Annotated in this window: 21 protein-coding genes; all 21 read left to right on the top strand. The window is 59.7% G+C overall.

From position 1 onward, the window contains the following. Nucleotides 1-65: 65 nt before the first annotated feature. The 21 genes from ACQKPC_RS20945 to ACQKPC_RS20845 all read left to right on the top strand — a co-directional run bounded on the left by ACQKPC_RS20945 (nucleotide 66) and on the right by ACQKPC_RS20845 (nucleotide 16560). Nucleotides 66-800 carry an XRE family transcriptional regulator gene (locus ACQKPC_RS20945; protein ID WP_008072692.1) on the top strand — a complete coding sequence of 245 codons (735 nt, stop codon included), beginning with the start codon at nucleotides 66-68 and terminating at the stop codon, nucleotides 798-800. A 522-nt stretch (nucleotides 801-1322) separates the two neighbouring features. Next, nucleotides 1323-1670, top strand: coding sequence for a phage holin family protein (locus ACQKPC_RS20940; protein ID WP_427626113.1), 348 nt, complete (start codon nucleotides 1323-1325; stop codon nucleotides 1668-1670). Nucleotides 1671-1799: 129 nt separating this feature from the next. Beyond that, nucleotides 1800-2384, top strand: coding sequence for a phage tail terminator protein (locus ACQKPC_RS20935; RefSeq protein ID WP_427626112.1), 585 nt, complete (start codon nucleotides 1800-1802; stop codon nucleotides 2382-2384). Then, nucleotides 2381-2563: a DUF2635 domain-containing protein gene (locus ACQKPC_RS20930; protein WP_192344230.1), complete on the top strand. Its 183-nt coding sequence runs from the start codon at nucleotides 2381-2383 to the stop codon at nucleotides 2561-2563. The genes ACQKPC_RS20935 and ACQKPC_RS20930 overlap by 4 nt, the downstream gene beginning before the upstream one ends. Next, nucleotides 2563-4059, top strand: a complete 1497-nt coding sequence (locus ACQKPC_RS20925; RefSeq protein ID WP_427626111.1) for a phage tail sheath subtilisin-like domain-containing protein — start codon at nucleotides 2563-2565, stop codon at nucleotides 4057-4059. Before ACQKPC_RS20930 ends, ACQKPC_RS20925 begins: the two co-directional genes overlap by 1 nt. A 67-nt stretch (nucleotides 4060-4126) precedes the next feature. Next, nucleotides 4127-4474 (top strand): phage tail tube protein, encoded by a 348-nt coding sequence (locus ACQKPC_RS20920; RefSeq protein WP_007907215.1) that lies wholly within the window; start codon nucleotides 4127-4129, stop codon nucleotides 4472-4474. Beyond that, the gene (locus ACQKPC_RS20915; protein ID WP_427626110.1) at nucleotides 4471-4767 is read left to right on the top strand and encodes a phage tail assembly protein; all 297 of its coding nucleotides are present in this window, start codon (nucleotides 4471-4473) and stop codon (nucleotides 4765-4767) included. Before ACQKPC_RS20920 ends, ACQKPC_RS20915 begins: the two co-directional genes overlap by 4 nt. Continuing rightward, the gene (locus ACQKPC_RS20910) at nucleotides 4713-4898 is read left to right on the top strand and encodes a hypothetical protein (RefSeq protein ID WP_105340307.1); all 186 of its coding nucleotides are present in this window, start codon (nucleotides 4713-4715) and stop codon (nucleotides 4896-4898) included. Before ACQKPC_RS20915 ends, ACQKPC_RS20910 begins: the two co-directional genes overlap by 55 nt. Continuing rightward, nucleotides 4898-6673, top strand: coding sequence for a phage tail protein (locus ACQKPC_RS20905; protein ID WP_427626109.1), 1776 nt, complete (start codon nucleotides 4898-4900; stop codon nucleotides 6671-6673). The genes ACQKPC_RS20910 and ACQKPC_RS20905 overlap by 1 nt, the downstream gene beginning before the upstream one ends. Beyond that, nucleotides 6660-7898, top strand: coding sequence for a DNA circularization protein (locus ACQKPC_RS20900; RefSeq protein ID WP_427626108.1), 1239 nt, complete (start codon nucleotides 6660-6662; stop codon nucleotides 7896-7898). The genes ACQKPC_RS20905 and ACQKPC_RS20900 overlap by 14 nt, the downstream gene beginning before the upstream one ends. A gap of 3 nt (nucleotides 7899-7901) precedes the next feature. After that, nucleotides 7902-8945, top strand: coding sequence for a phage baseplate assembly protein (locus ACQKPC_RS20895; protein WP_427626107.1), 1044 nt, complete (start codon nucleotides 7902-7904; stop codon nucleotides 8943-8945). Nucleotides 8946-9173: 228 nt separating this feature from the next. Continuing rightward, on the top strand, nucleotides 9174-9683 hold the full coding sequence (locus ACQKPC_RS20890; RefSeq protein WP_427626106.1) for a phage baseplate assembly protein V: 510 nt from the start codon (nucleotides 9174-9176) through the stop codon (nucleotides 9681-9683). Next, nucleotides 9683-10081, top strand: a complete 399-nt coding sequence (locus ACQKPC_RS20885; RefSeq protein WP_123719829.1) for a phage GP46 family protein — start codon at nucleotides 9683-9685, stop codon at nucleotides 10079-10081. Before ACQKPC_RS20890 ends, ACQKPC_RS20885 begins: the two co-directional genes overlap by 1 nt. Then, complete coding sequence (locus tag ACQKPC_RS20880; RefSeq protein WP_427626105.1) at nucleotides 10071-11114, top strand: baseplate J/gp47 family protein; 1044 nt, start codon at nucleotides 10071-10073, stop codon at nucleotides 11112-11114. The genes ACQKPC_RS20885 and ACQKPC_RS20880 overlap by 11 nt, the downstream gene beginning before the upstream one ends. Continuing rightward, nucleotides 11102-11701, top strand: coding sequence for a YmfQ family protein (locus tag ACQKPC_RS20875; RefSeq protein WP_007907236.1), 600 nt, complete (start codon nucleotides 11102-11104; stop codon nucleotides 11699-11701). Before ACQKPC_RS20880 ends, ACQKPC_RS20875 begins: the two co-directional genes overlap by 13 nt. 11 nt (nucleotides 11702-11712) lie before the next feature. Continuing rightward, on the top strand, nucleotides 11713-12861 hold the full coding sequence (locus ACQKPC_RS20870; RefSeq protein WP_063342657.1) for a hypothetical protein: 1149 nt from the start codon (nucleotides 11713-11715) through the stop codon (nucleotides 12859-12861). Next, a complete protein-coding gene (locus ACQKPC_RS20865; protein WP_427626104.1) occupies nucleotides 12858-13373 on the top strand; it encodes a phage tail protein in 516 nt (171 codons plus the stop codon). The genes ACQKPC_RS20870 and ACQKPC_RS20865 overlap by 4 nt, the downstream gene beginning before the upstream one ends. Before the next feature lie 137 nt (nucleotides 13374-13510). Further along, nucleotides 13511-14551 carry a phage tail protein gene (locus ACQKPC_RS20860; protein ID WP_427626103.1) on the top strand — a complete coding sequence of 347 codons (1041 nt, stop codon included), beginning with the start codon at nucleotides 13511-13513 and terminating at the stop codon, nucleotides 14549-14551. Between the two features lie 7 nt (nucleotides 14552-14558). After that, the gene (locus tag ACQKPC_RS20855) at nucleotides 14559-15131 is read left to right on the top strand and encodes a tail fiber assembly protein (RefSeq protein WP_063342660.1); all 573 of its coding nucleotides are present in this window, start codon (nucleotides 14559-14561) and stop codon (nucleotides 15129-15131) included. 85 nt (nucleotides 15132-15216) lie between these two features. Next, nucleotides 15217-16113 carry a gp53-like domain-containing protein gene (locus tag ACQKPC_RS20850; protein WP_063342661.1) on the top strand — a complete coding sequence of 299 codons (897 nt, stop codon included), beginning with the start codon at nucleotides 15217-15219 and terminating at the stop codon, nucleotides 16111-16113. Beyond that, on the top strand, nucleotides 16114-16560 hold the full coding sequence (locus ACQKPC_RS20845; protein WP_427626102.1) for a phage tail assembly chaperone: 447 nt from the start codon (nucleotides 16114-16116) through the stop codon (nucleotides 16558-16560). It begins immediately after the preceding gene. Nucleotides 16561-16625 lie beyond the last annotated feature (65 nt).

Here is a 16625-nt window from a genome sequence, read left to right as displayed (position 1 = left end):
GTCTATGCACGATCTATGCAAATCAGCATTTGTCTTCCGAAAAAAGATCAAGCACTATGCGCGTTATGCAAAAACGCAACGTTTCTACCGTCTTAAGAGCACTGCTCGATCAGCACGGGATCTCCCCCACGGAGCTTCACCGTCGCACCGGCGTGCCTCAATCCACTCTCTCGCGGATCCTCAGCGGGAAGATCGTCGATCCTTCGGATAAACATATTTCGAAGATTGCCGAATACTTCGCCGTGAGCACCGACCAGTTGCGTGGCCGTGCGGATGTCGCGCACGCCGCCAGCGCCGGGCGCGATGAGTCGCATTCGGAACTCAAGGACATAAGCCTGTGGGACGACGATACGCCAGTCGATGACGACGAGGTGTCGGTCCCCTTTCTTCGCGAGGTTGAATTGGCTGCTGGATCAGGAAGATTCGTCATCGAAGAGAGCGAACGCTCTAGCCTGCGCTTCGGCAAGCGCAGCTTGCGCCACAACGGCGTGCAGTTCGACCAGGCCAAATGCGTGACTGTGCGCGGCAACAGCATGTTGCCGGTGCTGCGTGATGGCGCCACGGTCGGGGTGAATGCCGGTAAATGCGGGATTGGCGACATCGTCGACGGTGACCTCTACGCCATCAACCACAACGGCCAGTTGCGGGTGAAACAGCTTTATCGCCTGCCGACAGGGATTCGCCTGCGCAGCTTCAACCGCGATGAGCACCCGGACGAGGACTACAGCTTCCAGGAAATCCAGGAAGAGCAGATCGTCATCCTCGGTCACGTCTTCTGGTGGGGCATGTACGCCCGTTAACCTCACCGCTGTCAGATAAAACCCGCTGCCCGGCGGGTTTTTTTTCGCCTATCGAACAACCGCCAACGCCTTTGCTTGTGGGGCTTTCATGCGTCTGTGCATTTCTTGTGCATAAATAAATGCATTTATGCATTGACTGTATATGCATCCATGCATATTCTTTGTCTCAAGCCGCCCAACAAGGCGGCTCGAAACGAAGCTCTTTAGTTCCACCACAAAGGCAGCGATGAACCGGCCTCAACGGTTCAGAGGGTTGGCAACTGACCCGGGTGTGCAGCGTAAAGCACCAGAAGCAGTTATCCGGCGGGCAGGGACCGCGGTCGGAAAAACAATTTGAATGGACTCGTACCGCGCCAGTAGCGCCGAAAGGTCAGCTTCCTTTTTTGTACACAGGATTAAAGGAAGGCGAAGGACCGCATTACTGAAAAGCCTGGGCGACCGGGCTTTTTGGAATGCCTGCCTCAAGAGACATCGCTTGAATCCAACACACATCACTCATCAATCACCCCCAGGAGGCGTGACATGACAAACGAGCAACAAGCGTTGCTGGACATGCCGATCTGGCTGGTCATCGTTCTCGCCCTGGTGGGCGGGGTGTCCGGCGAAATGTGGCGGGCCGACAAGGAGGGCGCCCGTGGCTGGTCGCTGCTGCGGCGCCTGGCGCTGCGCTCCGGGGCCTGCATGATCTGCGGGGTCTCGGCCATCATGCTGCTGTACGCCGCCGGCGTGTCGATCTGGGCTGCTGGTGCCTTTGGCTGTCTGACGGCGATGGCCGGGGCGGACGTGGCCATCGGGCTTTATGAACGCTGGGCCGCCAAGCGGATTGGCGTTTGCGAAGTGCCACCGCGTGATACGCCTCAGGATCATTGAGACCCCAACCTGAAGGAGCGTCATCCACAGTGCAAACCGCACTGACCCGCAAGGACGCGGGTTTCCCACGGCCAGTACCGTTCACTCAAACCCGCCGCGACGGGTTTTTTTATTGCCCGGTGAAATTTTATGAAGATCACAGCCCTGATCACGCAGTTGCGTGAGCAATGCCCGACTCTGGCCAATCGCATCGCGGCCGGCATCGACCTCGCCACGTTACAAGCCAACACCCCGCTGCAAACACCTTGCGCTTATGTGGTGCCCCTCGCCGATGTGGCGAGCAAGAGCCTCGCGCAAAACCTGATGCTGCAATCAATCCGCGACCGCTTCGAAGTGACGCTGGTGCTCGATACCGCGGACGCCGCAGCAGCGCTGGATCAATTGCACAACTTGCGTGCCGAGCTGTGGCGCGCACTGGTGGGTTTCAAGCCCGGCAGCGACTACGACGACATCGAGTACGACGGCGGCGAACTGGTTTCCATCAACAGCAGCCGCGTGCTGTATCGCCTGCGCTTTTTCGCCGAATTCCAGCTCGGGCGCAATCTGCCGGGTCAACCGGCGGAGAGCTGGCACGAGCGTGAACTGGACGGTTTGTCGTCCTTTACCGGGGTCACCGTGCGGGTCGATGCGATCGATCCGGCGGACCCCAATCTGCAACGCCCAGGCCCCGACGGGCGCCTGGAACTGACTTTCTCTGGAGACGTAACCCCATGAGCAAACGCATCACCGTGCTGCCGGCCCCTGGCCGTGTCGTGCCGGACCCGGAAGCGGGCGATCTGTTGCCCCCGGAGGGCCGTGAAGTGCCGGACAACGCCTGGTGGCGTCGACGTCTGGCCGATGGCGATATCACTACCAAAGCCGTGAAAGCGGCGAAACCACAGGGAGCCAAATAATGGCGATCGGATTCAGCAACATCCCCGCGGACATTCGTGTTCCGCTGTTCTATGCCGAAATGGACAACTCGGCCGCCAATAGCGCGTCGTCGGCCATGCGCCGCCTGATCGTCGCTCAGGTCAACGACAACATTGCGCCGGCCGATGTCGGCAAACTGGTGCTGGTGTCCAGCGTGGCGCTGGCCAAAAGCATTGGCGGCCAGGGCTCGATGCTCGCCTCGATGTACGAAACCTGGCGCAAGACCGACCCGATCGGCGAGATCTGGTGCCTGCCGCTGCACAACACTGAAGGCAGCATTGCCAAAGGCGTGCTGACCCTGACCGGTGCGGCGACCCAGAGCGGTGTGCTCAACCTGTATGTCGGCGGCGTTCGTGTTCAGGCGGCCATCGTCAACGGTGCCACTGCGGCGCAAGCGGCCACGGCCCTGGCGCTGAAAATCAATGCCTCCGCCGACCTGCCGGTCAGCGCTGCAGCGGTCGAAGGTGTGGTCACCCTGAGCGCCAAATGGACTGGCGACAGCGGCAACGACATCAGTCTGCAATTCAATCGCCTGGGCAAGAGCAACGGCGAAGAAACCCCGGCAGGCTTGACCTCGGCTATCACCGCCATGACTGGCGGTGCCGGTGTGCCGGATCAAGTGGCCGCTGTGGCGGCGCTGGGCGATGAACCGTTCGAGTTCATCTGCATGCCGTGGTCGGATCTGTCGACCCTCAACACCTGGCAAGCCGTCATGGATGACAGCACCGGACGTTGGTCCTGGGCCAAGCAATTGTTCGGTCACGTCTACAGCGCCAAGCGCGGCACCATCGGTACTCTGGTGGCGGCCGGTCAGGCGCGTAACGATCAGCACATGACCATTCAGGCGCTGGAACCGGGCGTACCGCAACCGTTCTGGGTGCAGGCCGCTGCATTGGCTGCGCGCACTTCGGTGTTCATCTCTGCCGACGCCAGCCGTCCGACCCAAAGCGGCAGCCTGCCCGGTCTCGACCCGGCACCGGCGAGTGAGCGTTTCACCCTGACCGAGCGTCAGTCGTTGCTCAACTACGGCATCGCCACCGCGTACTACGAAGGCGGCTACGTGCGCATTCAGCGTTCGATCACCACCTATCAGAAGAACGCCTACGGCCAGGCAGATAACTCCTACCTGGACAGCGAAACCATGCACCAGTCGGCGTTCATCGTGCGTCGTCTGCAAAGCGTGATCACCAGCAAATACGGTCGCCACAAACTGGCCTCCGACGGTACTCGTTTCGGCGCCGGCCAGCCGATCGTGACCCCAAGCACAATTCGCGGTGAGCTGATCGCCCAGTACGCCAAGCTCGAACTGGAAGGCCACGTGGAAAACGCCGAACTGTTCGCCGAGCACCTGATCGTCGAGCGCGACGTGCAGGACCCGAGCCGGGTCAACGTGCTGTTCCCGCCGGATTACATCAACGGCCTGCGCGTGTTCGCGCTGCTCAACCAGTTCCGTCTGCAGTACGACGACGCAGCCTGATCGCTGCCTTTGACTGTGTGATTTCAGCCCACCTCGCGTGGGCTTTTTATTTGAAGGGAGAAACACCATGGGTCAACTGATTGCGGGCACCTGCTACGTCAAAGTGGACGGCGCTCAACTGACCATCAACGGCGGCTGCGAAGCGCCCTTGATGGCCGTTAAACGGGAAACCGTCGTGCCGGGCTTCTACAAGGAAACCGATATCGCGCCGTCGTTCAAAGTGACGGCGCTGCACACCGCGGACTTCCCGCTCAAGCAACTGATCGCAGGCACTGACATGACCGTCACCTGCGAATTCAGCAACGGCAAAGTTTACGTATTGGCCGGCGCCTATCTGGTGGAAGAACCGGTATCGAAAGGCGATGACGCCACCATCGAACTGAAATTCGAAGGCATCAAGGGGACCTGGCAATGAGCAGCGCCGTGAAGCTTCAAGTGGCGATCGAAGCCCACGGCGAGTCCTTGACCGAACTCAACCTGCGCCGTCCGACGGTGCAGGAAGTGCGGGCGATCAAGGCGCTGCCGTACAAGATCGACAAGAGCGAAGAGGTCAGCCTCGACATGGACGTCGCGGCCAAATACATCGCCGTGTGCGCCGGCATTCCGCCGTCGTCGGTCAACCAGCTGGATCTGGCTGACCTCAACGCGCTGAGTTGGGCCGTCGCGAGTTTTTTCATGAGTGCGGCGTCGGCGCCATCACCGACCTGATCGCAGTCGCCTATGACCTGGCCTGGTTCTGGAAGGTTGACCCCGAACAGATGATGGCCAGGCCACTGGATGTGCTCCGCGAATCGCTGGAGCACGCGCAACGGATCAATGCGATGCAGCAGGTGCAGTGATGGCGAACATACAACAAAGCATGAACCTGACGAACATTCAGACCACGGTGAACATGTCCGTGGTCGTGATTAACGCCCAGAAACTGGACACCCAGCTCAAGGGCATCAAGGCCAGGATCGGCGCATTCAAGAAAAGCATCGAGGACAGTCTCGGCACTCTCGATGCGGGCGCTTTCATCAATGGGGGCGGGCTGCTGGAGCCCTTCATCAGCGGCATCAAAAAGGCAATCAAGGCAGAAGATGAACTCGAGGGAAAATCCAGTAAAACCACGACGCTGAAAGCGCCTGAGGTCTCGCTCGGTAATACAGCGACCAACCTCAAGCAGTTCAACGATGCGGTAGATGGTATTTCCTTGAAAATGGGGCAGGCGCTGCTGCCGGCCGTCAACAGTGTGGTCACCGGCCTGATGCCGTTGATCACTGCCGTTGGCGAATTTGTCGCCAATAACCCTTCACTGGTCGAAGGGTTGGCGGCGGCAGCCGTGGCCTTTACGGTGGTCACCGCTGGGGCCATGGGGCTCGTTGCTGTGATGGGGCTGCTGACTTCGCCGATTGGCATCGTCGCGGCAGTGATTGCCCTGACAGCGGGTTTGATTGTGGCTTACTGGAAGCCGATATCGGGATTCTTCAAAGGTATCTGGCAAGCGATGCAAGGGGCGGCGGAGTCGACGTTTGCAGCGTTCCAGAGCCTGTTCAACTGGAAGCCGCTCGAGGCGCTGAAGGAGGCGTGGGCACCGATCAGTGGCTTTTTCGGTTCGCTCTGGCAGGAAGTAAAAAACCTGTCCGCACCCATCTTCGATTTTTTCAAGACGCTGTTTTCCTGGCATCCGCTCGTCATCGTTGCCAGTAATTGGCAGCCGCTGGTGGGGTTGTTCTCCGCGCTCTGGGATTTGCTCAGGGCTTTGGCGGTACCGGTGATCAGCTTTTTCAAGAAGCTCTTTGACTGGAGCGTGCTGGACAACGTCGCCCGTACCTGGCAACCGGTGGTTGCGTTCTTTTCGGCGACATGGGATGTGCTTCGTGCGCTGGCCGCGTTGGCGGTCGATTTTCTCAAAGGCCTGTTCGACTGGTCGCCGTCTGAGGCGTTCCGTGCAGCCTGGGACCCGGTGAGCATTTACCTCTCGGGGATGTGGCAGAACCTGCAAGTGCTGGCGCAACCGACGGTGGACTTTTTCAAAGGCCTGTTCGACTGGTCGCCGTCTGAAGTGTTTCGTGCAGCCTGGGACCCGGTGAGCAATTACTTCTCGGGGATGTGGCAGAACCTGCAAGTGCTGGCGCAACCGACAGTGGATTACTTCAAGGGACTCTTTGATTGGTCACCCCTGGACATGTTCAAGGCAGGTTGGGAGCCGGTCACCGAATGGTTCTCCACTTGGTGGGGCAAGCTGCAAGAACTGATCGCGCCGGTCAAGGAAATGTTCAACGGTGGCTTTGGCGGTTTCATTACCAGTGTTACCGGTCAGGTCGAAGGCCTGACCGCGGCGCAACAGAAAACCAATGCCGAAGGCAAGGGCGAGCTCTCACCTGCGTTCTTTGGTGCCAGCAATGACACGGCGCTGCTGCCGAACAACCTGGCCCAAGGTTCCAACGCCTTGGTGCAGCAAACCGCCGCCAACAACCGCACGCAACTCGAAGGCGGCCTGACCGTGCGCTTCGAAAACGCGCCGGCCGGGCTGCGCACCGACCAACCGCAAACCAATCAACCGGGGCTGTCGCTCAATTCGCGCATCGGCTATCGCTCGCTGTCTCTGGGAGGTTCCAATGAACTGGCGTGACCGTTTGTTGCCGGCATCCTTTCGGGGAGTCGGTTTTTGGGTCGATCAGGCGAAAACTCCGGTCGGCCACAAAGGCCAGTTGCATGAGTATCCACAACGTGACCAGCCGTTTTTCGAGGGCCTTGGCCAGCAGGCGAAGATCCACGACCTGACGGCATTCATTGTCGGTGCCGACTGCCTGGAGCAGCGCGACAAACTGCTCAAGGCGTTGGAGCAGGGCAGTGGTGAACTGGTCCATCCGTGGTTGGGGCGGATGCAAGTCAAGGTCGGTGAATGCGACATGATACAGACCCGCCAGGACGGCGGGCTGGTGACTTTCGCCCTGAAGTTCTACCCCGATCAACCGCTGCAATTTCCGACGGCCACGGTCAGCACGCAAAAGGTGCTGCTGTCATCGGCGGACACGCTGCTGGGCTCGGCGGTGGCGCGTTTCGAACAGGCCATGATCCTGATCAAGGCCGCGCGGATCGGCATCGCCAATCTGCGCAACAGCCTGACCAGGGTCTATGAAGTGATCCAGGAACAGCTCAAACCGTTGATCGAGGAGTACCGGCAGATCAGCGAGCTGGTCAAAGCGGTCAAGGAGTTGCCCAAGGAAGTGGCGGCGGAATTCAAGGGCTTGCTCGGCGACATCCAGGAACTCAAGGACTTCGCGAAGGAGGGCTATCGTGGCGTGATTGCCAACGTTTCCCAGCAGATCGAAGCCATCCGCAAAGCCGATGCACCGAAGCTCACCACCGGCAAGGACACCACGGCCGCGGCGCAAGCCATGGCCGATCTGGTGCAAGACACGCTGCTGGTGAAAGTGGCGCAATGGGTCGCGTCGATGCCAGTGGCGTCGACGCCGGTGAAACTGACGTCGCAGCCGTCGCTGGATCATCAGACGCTGCAGCCGGTCACCCGTCAGGAAGTGCCGGTCACCGACGATTTGCAGTTGTTGCAAAAGGAGTTGAACGAAGCGATCCAACTGGCACTGAACAAGGCCAGTCCCGCGCACTATCAAGCCATCAATGACCTGAAGCAGAACTTGAACGCGCACCTCAAGGCGGTGGCGTCGTCCGGCGTGCGGCTGGTCAGTAAATCCTTTCAGGGGAGCTTGCCTGCCGTCGTCGTGGCCTATCGGCAATTTGCCGATGCCACGCGGGTCACGGAAGTGACTCAACGCAACGGTGTTGCCCATCCGTTGTTCCTGCCGCCGAACGATGTGAAAGTCTCCGGGGAGTGAACCATGAACGACATGGATAACCGGGTCACCCTGACCGTCGGCGGCCTGGAATACGGTGGCTGGAAAAGCGTGGAAATCACTGCGGATCTGGAGCGCCAGTTCCGCACCTTTAAACTCAACATCACCTGGCAATGGCCGGGGCAGACCGTGGACAAACGGATCCAGCCCGGTGACGCCTGTGAAGTGCGCATCGGCCAGGATCTGGTGCTGACCGGGTATGTGTTCAAGGCCCCGATCAGTTATGACGGACACCAGATCAGCCTGAACATCGAAGGCAGTTCCTGCACCCAGGATCTGGTGGATTGCGCCGCGACCAACCGACCGAATCAATGGCATGAGCAATCGCTGTTGAGCATCGTCGAAGCGTTGGCGATCACCTACAAGGTCTTTGTGGTCAGCGAAATTCCCGAGACCGCCCGGCTCAGCAGTCACACCATCGTGCCGGGGGAAACGGTGTTTCAATCCATTGACCGCTTGCTGACCTTGTTCCGGGTGTTTTCTACCGATGATGCCCAGGGCCGGCTGGTGCTGGCCCGGCCCGGCAGTGGTGGCCGGGCCAGCGATGCGCTGGAGTTGGGCAAAAATATTCTGTCGGCCAACGCGCCGATGGATTACAGCCAGGTGTTCTCCGAATACCGGGTGATCGGCCAGCACAAGGGCACCGACAAGAAGAGCGGGGCAGCGGTCAGCGAGGTTGAATCGGTGTCCGCCGACCTGAGCTACAAACGTCGGCGGGTCACGGTGATCAACGAAGGCATGCAGATCAATCCCGATCTCGCCTTGCAACGGGCCAACTGGGAAGCCGCCACCCGCGTGGGCAAGGCGTTGACCACCACTTACCAGGTGCAAGGCTGGCGCCAGTCGAACGGCGACTTGTGGCGCCATAACACGCTGGTCAGGGTCAAGGATCCGGTACTCGGGTTCGATGACGACATGTTGATCTCGAAGGTGACCTACTCGCTGTCGGCGCAAGGCTCGGTCACCACCCTGCAAGTCGCACCGCCGCATACCTTCGACGCCAATCCCGAGCCTCCCAAAAAGGCCTGAGCCCGGCACCCGACCCTGTGGGAGCGGGTGTGGCGAGGGGGCTTGCCCCCGTTGGGGTGCGAAGCACACCTAAAACCAGTCAACGCGATCATGAATTAGAAAGCAGTTACCGGTTTTGCGACTGCTTCGCAGTCGAACGGGGCGATGCGGCGTTCCGACAAGCCCCCTCGCCACACAAGCCCGCTCCCACACTCGGCTGCGTCCGACCTGATCATTGAAGGACCCCCAATGAGCCTACTGACACGCCTCCTGGCGCGCGGCACTGTCGTGCTCGCCAACTCGGCCACCAAGCTTCAATCGCTGCAAATGCGCCTCACCGCCGGCGAAGTGAACGACGACATGGAGCACTTCGAACCCTACGGTTTCACCAGCAATCCGCTGGCCGGTGCCGAGGGTATCGCCACGTTCCTGGGCGGTGATCGCTCCCACGCCATCGTGCTGGTGGTCGCCGACCGTCGCTATCGCCTGCAGTCCCTGGCCGCTGGCGAAGTGGCGATCTACACCGACGAAGGCGACAAAATTCACTTCAAGCGCGGGCGGGTCATCGACATCGAAACCACCACGCTCAATATCCGCGCCAGCAGCGCGGTGAACATCGACACGCCGGTCATCAACCAGACCGGCAAGATCGTCTCCCAGGGCGACCAGATTGCCGGCGGCATCAGCCAGATCAAACACGTGCATGTCGGCGTTCAAGCAGGCAACGGCCAGACCGGCGTACCGGCAGGAGGGCAGTGATGTTGATCAGCCAAAACCTCCACGCTGCGCTGACCCGTTCAGTACTGATCAGCCTGTTCACCTGGCGCCGCGCCGCCGATGACGATGCCCTCGATGACGAAGAACGTTTCGGCTGGTGGGGCGACACTTTTCCTACCGTTGCCGACGACCGCATCGGTTCGCGCCTGTGGTTGTTGCGCCGGGTCAAGCTGACCCGACAAACCCAGATGGACGCCGAGTTCTATGCCCGCGAAGCCCTGCAATGGCTGATCGATGACGGCCATTGCAGCGCCATCGACATCATCAGCGAACGCCTCGACGCCCAGCGCCTGAACCTGCGCACGGTCCTGACCCTGGCCGACGGCGAACGCCTGGACATCAACCCTGATAACAGTTGGCAGGTGATCTATGCCGTTTGAAACCCCTTCGCTGCCGGTGCTGATCAAGCGCACCCAAAGCGACCTGGCCAGCGATTCGCTGCGCCAGTCCGATGCGCAAGTGCTGGCCCGCACCCTCGGTGGCGCCGCCTATGGCCTGTATGGCTACCTGGACTGGATCGCCGAGCAGATCCTCCCGGACAAGGCCGATGAATCGACCCTGGAACGGATCGCCGCACTGCGTCTGAACCAGCCGCGCAAACCCGCACAAGCGGCCAGCGGCAGCGTCAGCTTTACCGCCAGCGCCGGTGCCGTGCTGGACGTCGACACCTTGCTGCAATCGAGCGACGGTCGCACCTACAAAGTGACCGCCGCGCGCACCACCAGCAATGGCCTCAACAGCACCACCATCGCCGCGCTTGAGGCCGGCAGCCTGGGCAATGCCGAGGCTGGCATGGCGCTGATTCCGGTGCAGCCGATTGCCGGCATTGTCGGCAATAGCTTTACCGTTCTGGCGCCGGGACTGAACGGCGGTGTGGCGCGGGAAAGCCTGGAGTCTCTACGTTCGCGCGTGATTCGCTCCTACCGCATCATCCCCCATGGCGGTTCGGCCCAGGACTATGAAACCTGGGCGCTCGAATGCCCGGGCGTGACCCGCGCCTGGTGTCGTGGCGGCTTTCTGGGGCCGGGTACGGTCGGTCTGTACATCATGCGTGACGACGATCCGCAACCGGTGCCGAATGAAGAGCAACTGGCCGAAGTCCAGGCTTACATCGAGCCGCTGCGCCCTGTCACCGCCGAAGTACATGTGCGCCCGCCAGTGCAGGTGCCGGTCACGTATCGCCTGACATTGACCCCCGACACCAGTGCCATACGCGCCGCCGTCGAAGCGCAACTGCGCGACCTGCACAACCGCGAAGCCGACCTTGGCCAGAAGTTATTGATCAGTCACATCCGTGAAGCGATCAGCAGCACCAGCGGTGAAAACGACCACACACTCATCACGCCCGTCGCTGATGTAGAAGCCGAACCCAACGAACTGCTGACCTTCGGAGGTTGCGTATGGGGGGCATAAGAACCGCCGCGCAATACCACGCCCAATTGCGCAGCCTGCTGCCCAGCGGCCCGGCCTGGGACCCTGAACGGGTGCCGGAACTCGAAGAAGTCCTTGAAGGCGTCGCCCAGGAACTGGCCCGCCTCGACGCCCGTGCCGCCGACCTGCTCAACGAAATGGACCCGGCCGGCGTCAGCGAACTGGTGCCGGACTGGGAGCGGGTGATGAACCTGCCCGACCCGTGCCTCGGCGCCACACCACTGTTCGATGACCGCCGCCTCGCAGTACGCCGCCGCCTGCTCGCGGTCGGTAGCCAGGCCGTCGGCTACTACCTCGAAATCGCCAAAAGCCAGGGCTACCCGAACGCCACCATCACCGAACTGGAAGCCCCGCGCATGGGGCGCTCGCGTTTCGGTGCGGCGCACTGGGGCACTTGGGAAGCGCAGTTCATGTGGACGCTCAACACCGGTGGGCGATTGCTGCTGGGACGACGTTTTGGCGCCAGTTACTGGGGCGAGCGCTTCGGCGTGAACCCGGGCTCGGCACTGGAATGCCTGATCCACCGCAGCGCACCGGCGCACACCAAGGTGCACATCAATTATGACTAGGGAATAGAGAGATGGATTATCCGAAAAGTGTGCCCAGCGCCGGGCTGGTGAATGGGAAGTTTGTGGATGAGAACCCGCTGACCGGGACGCCGGGGTCGTTGATTCCGGCGGATTGGGGGAATGGGGTTACGCAGGAGATTGTGAACGTCATCAAGGCCGGGGATTTGATGCCGGATGAGACGAAGTACGATCAGTTGCTGCAAGCAATTCAGAGCGTGTCCGCCAAGGGTTGGAATCTGGATTCGGCATTGCCGATCGGCTCGTTGCCGTCGGCCACGGTGGCTACGGCGGATGGGCGTTTGGCGGTAACCCCGGCGGCAGTTTCGACCAGCGGCGGCCGGGTGTCGATTCCGGCGGGGGTATTGGTCAGCATTGGACAGGAAGTCGTCGCGGGACAGTTGGGCAGGGCGCGGACGTTTACCACCCAAGCGTGGAGCAGTGATTTGTTGGCGACCTCCAGCTACTTCCTGCGGGCGCAGGTGATCGGTGGTGCGCTGACGTTCTACATGCAACGAGGAACAATCTATGACGTCGCGCCCGAAGGTCTGAAGGGCGCTGTCAATGGCGGAGCGGGGGGCGGTTTTCAATCCACGCCGCTGGACATCTGCATTGCCTGGGTGATGACGGGAGCACCGGGGTCCGTTCCGGTCGTCAGGCCGATCTACAACCGTAACCGATTGGCGTGGACGCAAACCGTCAACGGCAGCGGTGTGGTTTACCTGCCTCTGGATCCTCATGCCCGGGCGGCACGTCTGGTGGTGGGGAACCCGACGCCTTCGGCGACCGAGATCACTGGGGTGTCGTTTGCGCCAACGGGTTGGGTTGGCGGCAACTACTGCTTTCTCTCACCGGCGCTGACCACAAGCTCCAATCACGATGGTGGTTGGACGAACCCGATGCCGTGCGTGATCTTTACCAATAACTTTGTCAACGACGCCACGGTCACGACCCTGACCGCCAGTTTCGACCATTTGCAATTGCGCTCGTTGTGGCAGTCCTATCAGGCCGAACACATGCTCGGTTCGACCAGCGCCGTCAGCGATGAATTGCTGTTCAGTATGGGGATCAAAAACCACCCCGTGTCTGATTACGCCACTGGAATCGCGGTCAACTTCTCGGCGGCAGTCAATGTCAGTCTTTCTTGGGAGTTGATTCGATGAATGTTATTCAAGAGCTTCATCAGTTCGAGGACGGACTACGTCCTGCGCAGCCTTCTGCAGCCCATGATTGGGACGGTGAAAAATGGGTGGTTGATGCCGCGAAAGTCGCCCTGCTGGAACAACATGAAACCGAACGCCTGTGCGCCAAAGTCGATGCTGCCGCAGACAGCGCGCGCACTGCTCTGGCCGGTGATCCTCTCAAAGCCATGGAATACGCCCAGGCCGCCGTCGACGCCCAAGCTTTTCAGGATGCGGGTTACCCGAAAAAAGACGTGCCGCTGGCCGTCTCCGCATGGGTCGTTAAAGGCCGGACGGCCAAACAAGCCGCCGAGCAGATCCTGAGCAAAGCTGCACAGCTGAGCGACAACCTGTTGACCCTGCGCACATTGCGCCTCAAGGCCAAGACACAAATCCGCGCGCACGTGGCCAAGGGCAAGATCGATCTGGCCCGTAGCGTTGGCGATGAGGCCTTGCTGGCCATTCGAGAACTCGCCAGCGGTCAGGCCGACTAGCCGCTAGCCCTTCGTTCTGCTTGACCTAAGCCCACTTCAATGTGGGCTTTTTTATTTCCAGAAAAAATCGTGGATGAGGGTGCACCGACAACCGCATCGATACGGTTCATTTGTTATTTCAGAGGAACAAAAGACGTATGGATTATCCAAAAAGCGTCCCCAGCGTCGGACTGGTCAATGGCCAGTTCGTCGATGAAAACCCCGTCGCCGGGACGCCGGGATCGTTGATTCCGGCGGTGTGGGGAAACAGTGTGACCGAAGAGCTTCTGGCTGTTATTACAGCGGCCGGAATGACGCCATCCGAGGGTGTTAACGATCAATTGTTGGCAGCCTTGAAGACGCTCCTGAATCTGGCCAGTCCCATGTCTTCGCGGGTGACTGAAGTATCGACATCAAAGGTGTTGATGCCAGAAGAGTTGGGGCTGGTACTGATTAACGCCAGTGCGACGGAGACGACTGTTTCCCTGCCGGCAGCGAGTTCGTTGTCAGGTGTTCGGGATGTCGTTGTTCGACGGACTGACAACAGTGTTAACCGCTTGGTAGTACAGGCCTCGGGTAATGATCGAATCAAGTTCCACACTCATTTGTCGCCAAACGGATACCCGTTTCTGGTTTTGATGGGGGCGGGTGATTGGTGGCACTTACGAAGCGATGGAGCGAGCAATTGGTGGCCCGTCGGGCGCTTCGATGCAACGCCATTGGGAAGGATTGTTCTTGAGACGACAACCGCGTTCAGTCCCGGCGGTTATGGCGCGTTGAACGGCAGGGAGTTTCTTCGCTCCGAATGGCCCTGGCTTTGGGATCACGCCGTTCAGTCCGGAATGTTGCGTGCAGAAGTCGACCGCGCCGGAGGTTGGAGCAGTGGCGATGGGATCAAGACGTTCCGCGCCCCGGAAGTTCGAGGTGAGTTTGTCCGCGTTCTCGATGAACAACGCGGTGTCGATACTGCGCGCGCAGCCGGCACCTGGCAGATGGGTACCAACATCACGGGTGATAACGGCGCCGCTCCAGCGGTTCAGGGGATTGCCAACATCGCGACAGTAGGGGCTGACCCAACAACCTTTACCGGTCTCTGTTACTACGTATCGGCCACCATGACCGAGAATCTGGGCAGTACTTACTGGGGGATGACTCGCCCCAGGAACATTGCTTATCCAGGTCGATTGAAACTGATTTGAGGGGCATATGGCTTATTACTATTTAAATGAAAGTTCTCAAGAGTTGACCGGTCCCGTCGAGTTGCCGGTCATTCCTGGTATGGGCGTTGTATTGCCGGGCAATGCGATCGAGTTGCCTGAAATTCTGCCACCCGCCGAAACCGGTTATGTATGGGTTTGGCGTAACGGTGCCGTTTCGCAACTGATCGATTTGCGCAACCGCCCGGTGTATCGCAAAGACACGGGTGACCTTAAATTCTGGTACGAGTTGGGCCCGTTGCCTGACTATCTGACCGTCAAACCTCGCCCCGGCGAATACTATGTTTGGCTCAATGATGACTGGGCGCTGGACTTGGCTGCCGAACGAACAGGCAAAACCGCTCAAGCCGGTGCCGAGCGAGACAATCGTCTGCGTGAGGTGGTTATTCGCGTCGCACCGCTGCAATACGCCTATGAACTGGGCGAGGCCACCAATGTTCAACTGGCCACTCTGCAAGAGTGGAAACGCTATACGCTCAAGTTGATGAACATTGAACAGCAACCGGACTTTCCGCTGATCATTGACTGGCCAGCTTCACCTGTCAGCGTCCTGGCCGTATAAGCCCTGAAACTTATTAATAACTGCAAGTGCAGTCTTGTGTTGCGAGCACGCGGCTGCCTGCAAAATACCAACGGAAGGATATACCGTGGATTATCCCAATAGCGTTCCCAGCGCCGGTCTGGTGGACGGCAAGTTTGTCGATGAAAACCTGATCACTGGGACTCCGGGTTCTTTGATCCCAGCCAGCTGGGGAAACGGTGTCACGCTGGAGTTGTTGAAGATTATCGAAGCTGCCGGTATCAAACCGTCAGAGGCGAGTAACGATCAACTGTTGACGGCGTTGCGCAGTAACAAACTGTTTGTGACTGCGCCACAGTTCGACAGCGATCAGTCGGTCGCCACCACTGAATTTGTGACCCGTAGCGGTCTACAGTTTTCAGGTTTCAACGTCTTTCCCGCGAGCGCTGCGCTGACCGCGGCCAACGTGGGCGGGGTGGCGAGTTTTGCCAGCGCCACGCCGATCACGGCGACGTTGCCGTCCATCAATGGACTTGCCCATGCCAGCACGATCCATGTCATCAACGCCGGAAACGGCGTGCTGACCATCAACCCGGCTGGCGTCGAACTCATCGAGACCTGTAACGGCACGTTCGGGCCGGTCAAGCTCGGCCTCGGTGATTCCGCTCACTTCATCAAACTGGGTAGCGAGTGGCGCCTGTATGGAGGCTCGGTCAGCGACAAGTACGCTTCGTCCTTCTCCGGCGTCTACGGCAACGTCGGTTACCAAAAGTATCCCAGTGGCAACATTGAACAATGGGGCGTTGGCACCACGGATGCCAATGGCGATGTCTATATCACTTTCCCTATCTCGTTCCCGACGTCTTTTTCTTCGCTTGTGGCCACCCACGTGGGCGGCGACGGGGCGATGGTCATCCTGATTGGGGGCACCGGGACCAAACAGGGCTGCCGCCTGAAAGTCCGGAGTTTTTCCGGTCAAGTGCAAGCGGGATGGAGCGTGAATTATTTTGCAAAGGGCTATTGAATGAACGCGTTCAATGTTTTGTTTAGCGCAAGTACCTGTGGTGTTTATGTTCCAGGAATCAATGCGTCGGATATCCCTTCCGATGTCATAGGAATCCCTCAGGCTTATTGGATTTCGTTACTCCAACAGTTGGCTGTAACCCCGAAAATGATTTCGGTGCGGGCCGATAACGGCTATCCCGTCCTTGTGGATACACCACCCCTTGCGCCGGAGGAAGCCGCGAAGGCCGAGCGTCTTTGGCGTGATAGCCAGTTATCGGCCACTGACAGTATGGTCGCCCGCGACAGGGACGAGCTGGAGGACGGCGGCGGCACCACATTGAGTACCGATCAATACGCCGAATTGCAGGCCTATCGCCGTGCACTTCGGGATTGGCCGCAAGGGTCATTCTTTCCTTTCAGCGAGCATCGACCCGGTACGCCACTTTGGCTGGCTGGATATCTTTGACACGACCTGAATATCACTACCGGTCATACATCTGCCAACGCGTTATTTCTGAGCGTTTTGACATG

The sequence above is a fragment of the Pseudomonas sp. NPDC089918 genome (assembly GCF_050280605.1).
Classification (GTDB): Bacteria; Pseudomonadota; Gammaproteobacteria; order Pseudomonadales; family Pseudomonadaceae; genus Aquipseudomonas.
The sequence above is the reverse complement of the archived record's forward strand: the minus strand, read 5'-3'. Positions and strand labels throughout refer to the sequence as shown.

Bases quoted from the DNA above. Each gene is read 5' to 3' on its own strand.
- ACQKPC_RS20945 (WP_008072692.1), top strand. From the start codon at position 66: ATGCAAAAACGCAACGTTTCTACCGTCTTAAGAGCACTGCTCGATCAG.
- ACQKPC_RS20860 (WP_427626103.1), top strand. From the start codon at position 13,511: ATGGATTATCCAAAAAGCGTCCCCAGCGTCGGACTGGTCAATGGCCAG.
- ACQKPC_RS20900 (WP_427626108.1), top strand. From the start codon at position 6,660: ATGAACTGGCGTGACCGTTTGTTGCCGGCATCCTTTCGGGGAGTCGGT.
- ACQKPC_RS20925 (WP_427626111.1), top strand. From the start codon at position 2,563: ATGGCGATCGGATTCAGCAACATCCCCGCGGACATTCGTGTTCCGCTG.
- ACQKPC_RS20905 (WP_427626109.1), top strand. From the start codon at position 4,898: ATGGCGAACATACAACAAAGCATGAACCTGACGAACATTCAGACCACG.
- ACQKPC_RS20855 (WP_063342660.1), top strand. From the start codon at position 14,559: ATGGCTTATTACTATTTAAATGAAAGTTCTCAAGAGTTGACCGGTCCC.
- ACQKPC_RS20915 (WP_427626110.1), top strand. From the start codon at position 4,471: ATGAGCAGCGCCGTGAAGCTTCAAGTGGCGATCGAAGCCCACGGCGAG.
- ACQKPC_RS20870 (WP_063342657.1), top strand. From the start codon at position 11,713: ATGGATTATCCGAAAAGTGTGCCCAGCGCCGGGCTGGTGAATGGGAAG.
- ACQKPC_RS20885 (WP_123719829.1), top strand. From the start codon at position 9,683: ATGTTGATCAGCCAAAACCTCCACGCTGCGCTGACCCGTTCAGTACTG.
- ACQKPC_RS20865 (WP_427626104.1), top strand. From the start codon at position 12,858: ATGAATGTTATTCAAGAGCTTCATCAGTTCGAGGACGGACTACGTCCT.
- ACQKPC_RS20890 (WP_427626106.1), top strand. From the start codon at position 9,174: ATGAGCCTACTGACACGCCTCCTGGCGCGCGGCACTGTCGTGCTCGCC.
- ACQKPC_RS20930 (WP_192344230.1), top strand. From the start codon at position 2,381: ATGAGCAAACGCATCACCGTGCTGCCGGCCCCTGGCCGTGTCGTGCCG.
- ACQKPC_RS20880 (WP_427626105.1), top strand. From the start codon at position 10,071: ATGCCGTTTGAAACCCCTTCGCTGCCGGTGCTGATCAAGCGCACCCAA.
- ACQKPC_RS20895 (WP_427626107.1), top strand. From the start codon at position 7,902: ATGAACGACATGGATAACCGGGTCACCCTGACCGTCGGCGGCCTGGAA.
- ACQKPC_RS20920 (WP_007907215.1), top strand. From the start codon at position 4,127: ATGGGTCAACTGATTGCGGGCACCTGCTACGTCAAAGTGGACGGCGCT.
- ACQKPC_RS20845 (WP_427626102.1), top strand. From the start codon at position 16,114: ATGAACGCGTTCAATGTTTTGTTTAGCGCAAGTACCTGTGGTGTTTAT.
- ACQKPC_RS20875 (WP_007907236.1), top strand. From the start codon at position 11,102: ATGGGGGGCATAAGAACCGCCGCGCAATACCACGCCCAATTGCGCAGC.
- ACQKPC_RS20935 (WP_427626112.1), top strand. From the start codon at position 1,800: ATGAAGATCACAGCCCTGATCACGCAGTTGCGTGAGCAATGCCCGACT.
- ACQKPC_RS20940 (WP_427626113.1), top strand. From the start codon at position 1,323: ATGACAAACGAGCAACAAGCGTTGCTGGACATGCCGATCTGGCTGGTC.